This is a genomic window from Cryobacterium sp. Hb1, from assembly GCF_004403585.1.
Taxonomy (GTDB): Bacteria; Actinomycetota; Actinomycetes; order Actinomycetales; family Microbacteriaceae; genus Cryobacterium; species Cryobacterium lyxosi.
The window spans coordinates 1-12,709 of record NZ_SOHI01000030.1 but is presented as its reverse complement, the minus strand read 5'-3'; the positions used below and the strand labels follow the sequence as shown (position 1 = coordinate 12,709).

Sequence of the window (12,709 nt, the reverse complement as noted above, 5' to 3'; positions counted from 1 at the left end):
CCCGGTTCGTGCAGTGGGGTACTACTCGGGGTCGCCGAGCTCGGCCAGGCGGGTTTCCTCGTCGGCGTGGATGCAGGAGTCGATGACGGGGCCGAGGGCACCGTTCATGACGGCGTCGAGGTTGTAGGCCTTGTAGCCGGTGCGGTGGTCCGCGATGCGATTCTCCGGAAAGTTGTACGTGCGGATGCGCTCGGAACGATCCATGGTGCGAATCTGACCCTTGCGCACGAGGCTCGCCGCCGCATCGATCTCTTCCTGCTGGCGCGCCAGAACCCGGGCCCGCAGAACGCGCATGCCGGCTTCCTTGTTTTGCAGCTGCGACTTCTCGTTCTGCATCGCGACGACGATTCCGGTCGGGAGGTGGGTGATCCGCACGGCCGAGTCGGTCGTGTTGACCGACTGTCCACCAGGGCCACTCGAGCGGTACACGTCGATCTTGAGATCATTCGGGTGCAGCTCGACCTCTTCGGGCTCATCAACCTCGGGGAAGACCAGGACGCCGGCCGCCGAGGTGTGGATGCGTCCCTGCGACTCGGTGGCCGGCACGCGCTGGACGCGGTGCACGCCGCCCTCATACTTCAGGTGCGCCCACACGCCCTCGGCCGGGTCACTCGAATTGCCCTTGATGGCGAGCTGAATATCTTTGATGCCGCCGAGGTCGCTCGAAGTCTGCTCGATAATCTCGGTCTTCCAGCGATTTGACTCGGCGTAGTGCAGGTACATGCGCAGCAGATCGGCGGCGAACAGTGCCGATTCGGCACCGCCCTCCCCCATCTTGATCTCCATGATCACGTCGCGGGCGTCGAGTTCGTCACGCGGAATCAGCAGGCGTCGCAGCTTCTCAGCCGTGACGTCAAGCTGTTCCACCAGATCCGGAATTTCTTCGGCGAAGGCAGCATCTTCATCGGCGAGCTCACGAGCGGCCTCGAGGTTGTCGTCAACCTCTTTCCACTCGTGGTACGCCGCGATGATGCGGCTCAGCTCGGCGTAGCGCCGGTTGACCTTCTTCGAACGGACCGGATTGGCGTGCAGCTCCGGATCCGCCAACTGCGACTGCAGGTCGTCGTGCTCGGCCAGCAGCGTGAGGACGGATTCGAACATTACTTGTCCTTGTCTGACCCGTTCAGGGTCGGCATCGACTTCTGAACCTGCATGAGGAATTCAACGTTCGACGAGGTCTCCTTGAGACGACCGAGGATGAGTTCGAGTGCCTGCTGCTGTTCAAGCCCGGCGAGGGCGCGGCGCAGCTTCCAGGTGACCTTGACTTCATCGGCGCTCATCAGCATTTCTTCGCGGCGGGTGCCCGATGCGTTCACATCCACTGCGGGGAAAATACGCTTGTCGGCCAGCTGGCGCGACAGACGCAGTTCCATGTTGCCGGTGCCCTTGAATTCCTCGAAGATGACCTCGTCCATTTTGGAGCCGGTCTCGACAAGCGCGGAGGCGAGGATGGTGAGCGAGCCACCGTTCTCGATGTTGCGCGCCGCGCCGAAGAAGCGCTTCGGCGGATACAGAGCGGATGCGTCGACGCCGCCGGAGAGGATACGACCGGAGGCTGGCGCCACCAGGTTGTAGGCGCGGCCGAGGCGGGTGATCGAGTCGAGCAGCACGACGACATCGTGACCCAGTTCGACCAGACGCTTGGCGCGCTCGATGGCGAGTTCGGCGACCGTGGTGTGGTCTTCGGCGGGGCGATCGAAGGTGGAGGCGATGACCTCACCCTTCACCGTGCGCTGCATGTCGGTGACCTCTTCGGGGCGCTCATCGACCAGAACGACCATGAGGTGTACCTCGGGGTTGTTGGTGGCGATGGCGTTGGCGATCTGCTGCATGACGATGGTCTTGCCTGCCTTGGGCGGTGCGACGATCAGGCCGCGCTGGCCCTTGCCGATCGGGGCGACGAGGTCGATGATGCGCTGGGTGAGTTTGCCCGGCTCGGTCTCGAGGCGCAGGCGTTCCGTCGGGTACAGCGGGGTGAGCTTGTGGAAGTCGACGCGGGTGGCAGCCTCCTCAACGGTTTGACCGTTGATCGAGTCGACCTTGACGATGGCGTTGTACTTCTGACGACCGGACTGGTCACCCTCGTGCGGCTGGCGAATGGAGCCGACAACGGCGTCACCCTTGCGCAGGTTGTACTTCTTGACCTGACCGAGCGACACGTAGACGTCGCTCGCCCCGGGCAGATAGCCCGAGGTGCGCACGAACGCGTAGTTGTCGAGCACGTCCAGAATTCCGGCAACGGGAATGAGTACGTCATCGTCGTTGACCTCGGGTTCGAAGTCATCGCCCTGGTTCGGCCCGCGACGCTTGCGGTCACGGTACCGATTGCGGTTGCCGCGGCCGTTCAGGTCGTCGTCGAGCCGATCGTTCTGACCCTGGTTGCGATCCTGGCCACGATCGTTCTGACCCTGGTTGCGATCCTGGCCACGGTCATTCTGACCCTGGTTGCGATCCTGGCCACGGTCATTCTGACCCTGGTTGCGATCCTGGCCACGATCGTTCTGACCCTGGTTGCGGTCGGCTTGCGCCTGGGCGCGCTCCTGGTTGCGTTCTTGATTGCGCTCGTTGCGGGCCTGACGCTGGCTCTGCGCCCGGGTCATACCCTCGTCGTTCGTGCCGTTCTGGCTGCGGTCGTTCTGGCCGCGGTCATTCTGGTTCTGGGTGTTCTGGTTTTGGTCAGCCTGGTTGCGATCAGCACCTTGCGCACGGTCACCACCGCGGCTCCGGCTGCGGCTTCGCCCTTGACGGGGTGCTGCGGAATCGTTTGCCTCGTCGGCTGAATCGGTGAAATCGCCAGCTTCGGGAGCTTCGACGACGACATCGGTTGGCTCGGCGGGCGACTCGGCGGGCGACTCAGCGGGCGACTCAGCGGCTGCGCGCTGCGACGAAGCTCGCCGGGATGGACGTCGAGCGGGTGGCGTGTTCTCGACGGATGCCTCGACCGGCGCATCAGCCGGCGCATCGGAGGAGTCAACGACGACAGCGCCCGCGTCATCGCGGTGAACGGGTGAGACCTGCACACGCTTGCGTGTCTGCCGAACCGGCTTGTCCGTGTCCGGTGTGGCGGTTGCAGCTTCGTCAACGACGGGAACGAGAGCGTTGGATGCCACCGCGCCACGGGCATTGCGTGCGATCCGCGAGCCGGCTGCCGGAGCATCGGGCAGGATGATTCCGAATCCGGTGCTGGCGTCGGCATTGACGTGGGACTTGGCGGGAGCGGCGGTGGAGGTGCTGGCACGACGGGGCGCACGCTTGCGCGGAACCGTCTCGAGTGCCTCAGCGAGACTCGCGATCGGTACGCTCTCGAGAGCAGCCTCGACCGGAGCAGCCTCGACCGGAGCAGCCTCGACTACCGGTGCAGTCTCGACTACCGAAGAAGGCTCAACCGGTGCAGGCTCAACCGGAGCAGCGCCGCTCGTGCCGGCCTGGGCCGTTTCGATTGCAACGACGAGTTCGCCTTTACGAAGTTTGGAAGCGCCGGGGATTTTTAGTTCGAGGGCCAGAGCCTGAAGCTCAGACACGCGAAGGGTGCTCAGGCGGGGAAGATCCGAGCCGGTGGCGCGGAGGTTGACATCAGTCACGAAGGGGGTTCCTTTCCCCTGCCGAACAAAAATTCAGGCCAGGAGAGATGTGTGCAGCGACGAATGCGCTGCGGGTGATCCAATCCGACAGTGGAGGGGATTGGTGTAAACACACACAGCTACGCACGAAATCGCAATAGCAGTGAGGTACAGGGAATGCACCGGAGAAGATGTCGCCGTGGGCGGTTTCTATCGGGTGCGATACAACCATAGCACTTCTGCACCAGTCGAACCGCCAGTTGGGCCGACGTGCACGCGGCAGGTCGGCCCGATCAGAATGCTCGTTACGCGGCGTTCTCCGCGGTGAGCGGATGCACGGTTGCACCCTGAACGTCGACGGCCAGCATCAGGGAACGCCACGGGGTATCGGATTTGCTCGCAACGAGTTCGGCCGCCACCAGACGCTGGCCCGGGTCGCTCGCCAGCACGAGAATGGATGGCCCGGCACCGGACACGACGGCGGCGAAGCCGGCGGCGCGCAGCAGGGTGATGAGTTTGTTCGTCTCCGGCATGGCGGCTGCGCGGTAGCTCTGGTGCAGCTTGTCCTCGGTCGCAGCGAGCAACAATTCGGGACTCTGGATCAGCGCGGCGATGAGCAAAGCGGAACGCGACAGGTTGAAGACGGCATCCTCGTGCGGCACCGAGGCCGGCTGCAGGCTACGCGCAAGCGCGGTGGACATCTCCTGCTCGGGCACGAAAACCAGCGGCTTGACGCCGCGATGCACCATGAGCTTCTTGTGACGCGGCCCCTCCGGGGTGGTCCAGGCAATGGTCAGGCCGCCGAACAGCGCCGGCGCGACGTTGTCAGGGTGACCTTCCATCTCGGTGGCGAGCACGAGCAACATTTCGGCATCGATGTCGACGATGCCCTCGAGCAGGCCTTTCGCCGCCATGATGCCCGACACGATCGCGGCGCCCGATGAGCCCAAGCCACGCCCGTGCGGGATGACGTTGTGCGCGACGATGTTGAGCCCGGGCATGGGCTGGCCGACGGCGGCGAAGGCGTGTGCGATGGCGCGCACGACGAGGTTGCTCTCGTCGGTGGGAACCACACCGGCACCGATACCGTGCACCTCGACGGACACGCCGGGAACGCTTCGCACGGTCACCTCGAGCTGGTCATATTTAGCCAGCGCCAAGCCGAGAGTGTCGAAGCCGGGGCCGAGGTTGGCCGTTGTAGCCGGAACCTGCACCGAGACTGCGCGGCCGATCAACGAGACCGGGCTGCTCATGCCTTAGCCAGGCCGAGCACGCTGGCGATTTCGGCGGTGTCGACCGGAACAATGGTCGGTGCAACGTCGGAGCCGTCGGCGGTACGCAGCGCCCACTGCGGATCTTTCAAACCGTGGCCGGTCACGGTGATAACCACGGTCGAACCCCGGGGAATAAATCCGGCTTCGGCACGCTCCAGCAGGCCGGCGACACCGATAGCGGATGCCGGTTCCACGAAAATTCCGACCTCGGCCGAGAGGATGCGGTGGGCTTCGAGAATTTTCGCGTCGGTTATGGCACCGAAGTAGCCGTCGCTCTGCTCACGTGCGCTCAGCGCGAGGTCCCAGGACGCCGGGTTTCCGATGCGGATGGCGCTCGCAATGGTGTCGGGGTGATCGACGCGGTGGCCGAGCACGATCGGAGCGCTGCCCGAGGCCTGGAAGCCGAACATGCGCGGCAGCTTCGTGGTGGCGCCGCGAGCTACCTCTTCGCTGTAACCACGAAAATAGGCCGTGTAGTTGCCGGCGTTGCCGACCGGAACGAATTGAAAATCGGGAGCGTCACCGAGCACCTCGACGACCTCGAACGCGGCCGTCTTCTGGCCCTCGATGCGATCGGGGTTGACCGAGTTGACCAGGTGTACCGGGTAGTTTGTGGCGAGGTCGCGGGCGATATCGAGGCAGTCGTCGAAGTTGCCCTGCACTTGCAGCAGCTGCGCGTTGTGCGCGACGGCCTGGCTGAGCTTGCCCATGGCGATCTTGCCCTCCGGCACGAGCACTGCGGCGGTGATGCCAGCGTGGGCGGCATAGGCCGCAGCGGAGGCGCTGGTGTTGCCGGTCGAGGCGCAGATGACCGCTTTCGCGCCGTCTTCCATGGCCTTGGAGATGGCCATGGTCATGCCGCGGTCTTTAAACGAACCGGTCGGGTTCATACCCTCGAACTTGATCCAGACCTTGGCGCCGGTGCGGGCAGAGAGTGCTGCGGCTGGAATCAGCGGTGTTCCGCCCTCACCCATAGTGATAATCGGGGTCGCGGCCGAGACATTCAGCCGGTCGGAGTATTCGTTCAGCACCCCGCGCCATTGGCGGCTGACAATCGCGCCGGGCTTGGTCAGGTTGGCACTGGTCTCACTTGGGCTAAACATCAGACTCCTTCAACTCTCAAAACGGATGCGACTTCGCTGACGACACTATTGGTGGCCAGATCATGCACGGTGGCGGCGAGTGCGGCCTCCGTTGCGTCATGGGTCCCGATTACTAGGGTAGCCGTGGCTGAGCGGGCTGCGCGACTCTTCGTCGCCACCACGGCCGGTGTCATGGATTGTTCCACGAGCGCCAACGAGACCTTGCGTTTGCTGAACACACTCGCAATGGTCGCGAGCACGCCGGGTTCGTCGGTGACCTCGAGGGTGACCGCGTAGCGTGTGGTGACCCGGCCGATGTCGAACACGGGCAGCGTAGCGTAGCTCGATGCGGCGACTCCCGGCCCTCCGGCGACATGACGCCTGGCAATGGAGACGACGTCGCCGAGCACGGCCGAGGCCGTCTCCACTCCCCCAGCTCCAGCTCCGTAGAACATGAGGCTGCCGGCGGATTCCGCTTCGACGAAGACGGCATTGTTCGCGCCGTGTACCGCGGCGAGCGGATGGCTGCGCGGCACCATAGCCGGGTAGACCCGTGCCGACACCCCGTCCACGCCATTGTCGTCTGTGACGCGTTCGCAGATGGCCAGCAGCTTCACGACATAGCCGGCCTTGCGCGCCGACTCGATCTGCGCGGAGGTGACCGAGGTGATGCCCTCGCGATAGACGGATGCCAGCGGAACCGTCGTGTGAAACGCCAGACTCGCCAGAATGGCCGCTTTCTGCGCCGCGTCGTAGCCCCCGATGTCGGCGGTTGGATCGGCCTCTGCGTAACCGAGCGCGGTCGCCTCGGCCAGCGCGTCTTCGAGACTGGACCCTTCGGTGTCCATCCGGTCGAGAATGAAGTTGGTGGTGCCGTTGACGATGCCGAGGATTCGCTTGATCTGGTCTCCGGCGAGGCTTTCCCGCAGCGGGCGCACGATGGGAATGGCCCCGGCGACAGCCGCCTCGTAGTTGATCTGGGCACCGACCTGGTTCGCGGCCGCGAACAGTTCGGATCCGTGGAGGGCGAGGAGCGCCTTGTTGGCGGTGACAACATCCGCTCCACTGCTGATCGCGAGCAGAATGTGGCTGCGGGCCGGCTCGATGCCGCCCATCAGTTCGATGACGATGTCGGCGCTGAGGATGAGTTCCTCAGCGTTGGTCGTGAACAGTTCGCGGGGCAGGTCGACAGAGCGCTCCGCGTTGACATCGCGCACCGCGATACCGACCAGTTCGAGCGTGGCCCCGACGCGGTTGGCCAGCTCGGGACCCTGTTCCAGCAGTAGGCGGGCGACCTGGGCGCCGACGGATCCACCGCCGAGGAGGGCTACGCGCAGATTGCGGTATTCGATCTTCACGATTGTCCTCCGTTGGAGGGCTGCTGCGCCCCGGTGTCCCGCGCGAGCAGGTCGGCAATCGTCTCGCCGCGCATGAGCACGCGCGCTGTGCCGCCGAGTACGGCGATGACGGGCGCACGACCCTGAAAGTTGTAGTTGTTGGACAGCGCCCAGCAGTAAGCGCCGGTGGCAGGTACAGCGAGCAGGTCGCCGGGGGTCACATCACCGGGTAGATAGTCGGCATCGACCACGATGTCGCCACTCTCGCAGTGTTTGCCGGCGATGCGCACGAGCACCGGCGGAGCGGTCGACGCACGATCGGCCAGGCGCACAGCATAATCGGCGCCGTAGAGGGCGGGGCGCACGTTATCGCTCATTCCACCATCGACGCTCACGTAGAGCCGCGAGGTGCCGGAGATATCGACGGCCTTGGTCGTGCCGACGCGGTAGAGGCTCACGCCGGCGCGACCGATGATGACGCGCCCGGGTTCGAACGCGACGACCGGCAGCGGAATGTTCAGCCGCGCGCACTCGGTGGCGACGATGTCGGCCAGGGCGACGGCCAGTTCGCGAATCGGGGTGGGTTCGTCTGCACTCGTGTAAGCAATGCCGAACCCGCCGCCAAGGTTGAGCTCGGGTATCGGGCCGTCCGCGAGCAGTTCGGCGTGCACATCGAGCAACCGTGCGGCCGACTCGGCGAATCCCTCGGCGCCGAAGATCTGCGAGCCGATGTGGCAGTGCAGGCCGACGAAATTGAGGGCTGGCTCGGCGCGAATACGTGCGACGAGCTTCGGAGCGTCGGTGAGCACGATGCCGAATTTCTGGTCTTCGTGCGAGGTAGCCAAAAAATTGTGGGTGTGGGCGTGCACACCACTGTTCACGCGCAGGCGCACGTTCTGCACCCGGCCGTTGCGGGTGGCGGCTTCGGCAACGCGACCGATTTCAACCTCGCTGTCGATCACGATCGTGCCGACACCGACCCTGGTGGCTTGGTCGAGCTCGGCCAGTGACTTGTTATTGCCGTGAAAACCGAGCCGGGCCGGATCGGCGCCGCCGGCCAGTGCGACGGTGAGTTCTCCGCCACTGCACACGTCGATGTTGAGGCCGGCAGCGATCATCCAACGCACCACCTCGGTCGAGAGAAAAGCCTTCCCCGCGTAATACACCTTGGCGCTCGTGCCGATACGGGCGAACTCGGCCTGGAACACGGCGAGCAACTCGGCGGCGCTCGCGCGGGCATCTTCTTCGTCGATGACATAGAGGGGTGTGCCGAATTCGGCGGCAAGAGCCGTGGCACTGACCCCGCCGACGACGAGTTCGCCGGTGCTGGTGCGGGTAGCGGACGTGGGCCAGAGACCGGGCGCGAGCGCATTGGCGTCGGCGGGAAGGCGCAGCCAGTCGGGCGCCAGCGGATTCGGTGCAGATGTCACGGGAGGTACCTCACGAGAGTCGAAGGGGAGTCTCAGCGAGCGAACCCGGATTGGTCCCTGAAGCCGGAAAATTGGCCAGCCCGGGTGAGCGAGCGTGCCTGGCTACGATTCTACCGTCGCGAGTGGCGAGGTTCGAATTAGCCGGCGCAGTTGCCGAGGGTTGTCAGCGACTGCGCGGTGAGCATGAGAGTGCTTGACTCCAGCGTAACGCGTGCCCGCTCGGGCGAAATATCGACGCCACTCAGTTCGACTCCTTCGGGCAGATAACTCGCAACGCAGACCGCGATCGGTGCCTGCTGCAGGATCAGGTTCACGAGGGGTGTCGCGTCGATGTCGCCGACACCGCTCGTCACGGTGGCTTCGGTGGGAGTGAAGTTCAGGGTGTCGCCAACGGCGCTGGCCGTGGCCGTGGCGCTATAGCCGACGTTGAACTCGAACAACTTCACCGTGCCGGTGTACGCCACCGTGCCGTCGCCGAGGGTCATCACAGCGTCGGCGGGCGCGGTTCCGGAAGCCCGCACCAGCTGATTGACCGCGTCCTGATCGAGGTCGAGCGTGGCGGTGAGCGAGCCAATGGCCTTAGCGGTGTTCGTCGACACATCGTGGGCGATCACGTGAACGGATGCCGGCACTCCGTCGACCGCCAGGTTCGGCGCGGTCAACTCAATCTCATCGAAGCTGCCGGCGATGAACTGTGCAATGACGGAGGTACCGCCGATGGTGACGGTGATGTCGCCGGTCACGGAAGCGGGCATCCGGTTGCTGATTTCGACTTCGGCGCGGTCCTGCGCGAACGCACGCACGCCGCTATCGATGAGAAAGTAGGCGACGACCAGCAGAATCGCGAGTACGCCGACGATGATCAGCGGAACGAGGCCGCGACGCTTGGTTTTGGCCATGATTACATGCGCTCCGGCGCGGTGACGCCGAGCAGGCCCAGGCCGTTGCGGATCACTTGGCCGGTCGCGTCGTTCAGCCACAAACGGGTGCGGTGCAGGTCGGTCACCGGTTCTTCACCGAGCGGAATGACACGGCAGTTGTCGTACCAGCGATGGTAGTAGCCGGCGACCTCCTCGATATAGCGGGCGACGCGGTGCGGCTCCCGCAGCTGCGCAGCCTGCGCGACGACGCGCGGAAATTCCTGCAGCACGCCCAGCAGCGCGGATTCGCTGTCGTGCACCAGCAGTTCCGGGGCGAAGACAAAGCGTTCGACGCCGCTGGCGGCAGCATTGTTGGCGACCGAGCAGGTGCGGGCGTGGGCGTACTGCACGTAGAAGACGGGGTTGTCGTTGGTGCGCTTGCCCAGCAGGTCGAGGTCGATGTCGAGCTGCGAGTCGCTGTTCGAGCGCACCAAAGCGTAGCGGCCGGCGTCGACACCGACCGCGTCGACGAGGTCGTCGAGGGTGACGATGGTGCCGGCCCGCTTACTCATGCGCACCGGTTCGCCGTCTTTGAGCAGGTTGACCATCTGACCGATCAGAATCTGCAGGTTCACACCGGGCTCGTCGCCGAAGGCAGAGACCATGGCCATCATGCGGCCGACGTAGCCGTGGTGGTCGGCACCGAGCATGATCAGGCACTGGTCGAATCCGCGTTCGCGCTTGTCGAGGTAGTAGCCAAGGTCGCCTGAGATGTAGGCGGGCTCGCCATTGGAGCGGATGATCACCCGGTCACGATCGTCACCGAAGGTGGTCGTGCGCAGCCAGATCGCGCCGTCCGCTTCGAAGATGTGGCCCTGTTCGCGCAGGCGATCGATGGCGCGGTCGACGGCGCCAGATTCGTGCAGCGAATCCTCGTGAAAGTACACGTCGAAGTCGACGCCGAATCCGTGTAGTTTGTCTTTGATCTCGGTGAACATCAGGTCGACGCCGATCGAGCGAAACACTTCCTGCTGTTCATCGCGGGAAAGGGCTGCGACGTCACCGTCGTACTTATCGAGTACGTTGGCGGCAATGTCGCCGATGTACGCGCCGCCGTAACCGTCCTCCGGGGTGGGTTCGCCGAGGTAGCTGGCGAGCACGCTGCGGGCGAAGCGGTCGATCTGCGAACCGTGGTCGTTGAAGTAGTACTCACGGGTCACGTCGGCGCCCTCGGCTGCCAGCACGCGGGCCAGGCTGTCGCCGACCGCGGCCCAGCGCACGCCGCCCATGTGGATGGGGCCGGTGGGGTTGGCCGAAACGAATTCGAGGTTGATTTTGAGACCGTCATACAGGTGGCCGGTGCCGTAGACCGAGCCCTGGTCGACGATGGTTTTGGCGAGCGCACCGGCCGCCGCCGCTTCGAGACGAATGTTGATGAAGCCAGGGCCGGCGATTTCGACGGATGAGACATCCGCCAGCTGTTCGAGACCGGCAGCTAATTCGGCCGCGATTTCACGCGGGTTGGTGCCGAGAGGTTTGGCAATCTTCAGCGCGATGCTTGAAGCCCAATCGCCGTGGTCGCGGTTGCGTGGTCGTTCGACAGCCACGTCGGCGAGGGTGAGTCCAAGGTCTACCCCTGCCGTATCAGCCTCGCGTCGGCGTTCGCTGACGCTCTGGATGAGGTTGAAAAGGGACTGGGAGAGTTCGGCAGGAGTCACTGCATAATCGTACCGGCCCGTCCTGTTGGTAAGGTCAACGCGTGACTGATACACGCGTCTACCCCTCTTTTGCTCGTACCGCTGCACGCACCGGCGGAGCGTCCACACGCCGCCGTACCGGGCTGATGCTTGCCGGCGGAGCACTGTTCGCCCTCCTGTTGGCCGGCTGCAGCGCAGGAGGCGAACCGACGCCGACGAATTCTGCGGTCGCGACGAGCGGGGCATCCGCTGACCCGACGACGAGCGCTGAGTCGGCGTCGTCTCCGACCCCGACACCGACACCGGAAGCGACCGGCGCTCCGATCACGCAGATCTGTGGTGACCTTCTCACCCTGCAGGATGTCTACGATTTCAACCCGAATTACGGCTCCGCCCCGGATTATTCGCCGACCGCTGACGGTCTGGCCGCGACCGCCGCAACCTACAACGGGCTGACCTGCGGCTGGTCGAACCAGACCAGCGGCGAGCTCATCGAGGTCTCGGTCGTGGCCCCCAACGATGTGTTGATGGCCACGCTCAAGCAGCAAGCGGATGCCGACAGCCAGGCCGTGCCGACCTACGGCACCCCGCCAACTGTGGACGGCTTCTTCACCTACTCCGGTGGCAGCGGCCAGGCGCAGGTGTTCACCGGAACCTACTGGATCACCCTGAGTACCCCCGCATTCGGTGAGCCCGGAGACGCTGAGGGTCTCCTCTCGGTGATTCTGGCGCACCTCGGGTAGCGGATGCTGGCGGCCCGGCCCGGATGGCTCATCGCAACCGGCCCATGATGCTAACCTTGAACCACCCTGGCCCCCATAGCTCAGGGGATAGAGCACTGCCCTCCGGAGGCAGGGGCGGCAGTTCGAATCTGCCTGGGGGCACACCTGTCACGTCCCACGCTAATTCGGACTTCTGCCACCTAGCTCGGACAAGCCGCAACTGAGCAACTGGCCATAGTCTCGTTTCCTGACGCGATGCCTATATTCCGTTGTCAGGGCGGGGAGTTGTGAGTCGGCAAGCCCCCGCGCGCGAGCGGATCGAACTAAGAAATTCGCAAGAGTGCGTTGGTTCTCTGCGCACGTTCTGTCTTCGCTAGCTAGCGCCGTCGTCCGTCTCGTCACCGGATCGGTCTGGCATTAGCCCTAGGGAGCGTGCCCGACTATAGAAGGCGGCGCGGGATATTCCGAAAGCGCGCGCGACCTATGCCGTTGTCTCGACACCTTCGGTGAGCCGGTGGGCATAACGGTCATAGTTTTGGCTGTAGCGTTTAGCACCCGTTGACCGGGCATCTTCTCGGGCGTCTTACGGGAATGAAGCATCCTGCCTTCATAGGGCACCCGCGTATCATGACCACACGTTGCCGTCCCTGGCCTTGCCCCCGTTGAGTGGACACCTCACAAGAGAGAATGTTCACATGGGAAAGACACGCCGGGAGTTCACTCCTGAGTACAAAGACGAGGCCGTGA

9 protein-coding genes and 1 tRNA gene are annotated in these 12,709 nt (G+C 64.5%); 2 read left to right on the top strand and 8 right to left on the bottom strand.

Annotated features, from left to right (window positions below; all coding sequences use genetic code 11):
• Positions 1-21: 21 nt before the first annotated feature.
• The 8 genes from prfA to argS all read right to left on the bottom strand — a co-directional run bounded on the left by prfA (position 22) and on the right by argS (position 11,261).
• Positions 22-1,101 carry a peptide chain release factor 1 gene (gene prfA, locus E3T38_RS12990; protein WP_134548582.1) on the bottom strand — a complete coding sequence of 360 codons (1,080 nt, stop codon included), beginning with the start codon at positions 1,099-1,101 and terminating at the stop codon, positions 22-24.
• On the bottom strand, positions 1,101-3,581 hold the full coding sequence (gene rho, locus E3T38_RS12985) for a transcription termination factor Rho (protein WP_134548581.1): 2,481 nt from the start codon (positions 3,579-3,581) through the stop codon (positions 1,101-1,103). The genes prfA and rho overlap by 1 nt, the downstream gene beginning before the upstream one ends.
• 284 nt (positions 3,582-3,865) lie before the next feature.
• Positions 3,866-4,813 (bottom strand): homoserine kinase, encoded by a 948-nt coding sequence (gene thrB, locus E3T38_RS12980; RefSeq protein ID WP_134548580.1) that lies wholly within the window; start codon positions 4,811-4,813, stop codon positions 3,866-3,868.
• Entirely contained in the window at positions 4,810-5,937 is a 1,128-nt protein-coding gene (gene thrC, locus E3T38_RS12975) for a threonine synthase (protein ID WP_134548579.1), read from the bottom strand. Before thrC ends, thrB begins: the two co-directional genes overlap by 4 nt.
• The gene (locus E3T38_RS12970) at positions 5,937-7,274 is read right to left on the bottom strand and encodes a homoserine dehydrogenase (RefSeq protein ID WP_241984476.1); all 1,338 of its coding nucleotides are present in this window, start codon (positions 7,272-7,274) and stop codon (positions 5,937-5,939) included. Before E3T38_RS12970 ends, thrC begins: the two co-directional genes overlap by 1 nt.
• On the bottom strand, positions 7,271-8,683 hold the full coding sequence (gene lysA, locus E3T38_RS12965) for a diaminopimelate decarboxylase (protein ID WP_134548578.1): 1,413 nt from the start codon (positions 8,681-8,683) through the stop codon (positions 7,271-7,273). The genes E3T38_RS12970 and lysA overlap by 4 nt, the downstream gene beginning before the upstream one ends.
• A gap of 137 nt (positions 8,684-8,820) precedes the next feature.
• Positions 8,821-9,582: a DUF2993 domain-containing protein gene (locus tag E3T38_RS12960; RefSeq protein WP_134548577.1), complete on the bottom strand. Its 762-nt coding sequence runs from the start codon at positions 9,580-9,582 to the stop codon at positions 8,821-8,823.
• A gap of 2 nt (positions 9,583-9,584) precedes the next feature.
• The gene (gene argS / locus E3T38_RS12955; protein WP_134548576.1) at positions 9,585-11,261 is read right to left on the bottom strand and encodes an arginine--tRNA ligase; all 1,677 of its coding nucleotides are present in this window, start codon (positions 11,259-11,261) and stop codon (positions 9,585-9,587) included.
• A gap of 41 nt (positions 11,262-11,302) precedes the next feature.
• Here argS and E3T38_RS12950 point away from each other — a divergent pair, with 41 nt between their 5' ends.
• Both E3T38_RS12950 and E3T38_RS12945 read left to right on the top strand, forming a co-directional pair.
• Positions 11,303-11,983, top strand: a complete 681-nt coding sequence (locus E3T38_RS12950; protein WP_134548575.1) for an iron ABC transporter ATP-binding protein — start codon at positions 11,303-11,305, stop codon at positions 11,981-11,983.
• Positions 11,984-12,052: 69 nt separating this feature from the next.
• Positions 12,053-12,124: transfer RNA gene (locus tag E3T38_RS12945), tRNA-Arg, on the top strand.
• The last annotated feature ends 585 nt before the right edge of the window (positions 12,125-12,709 follow it).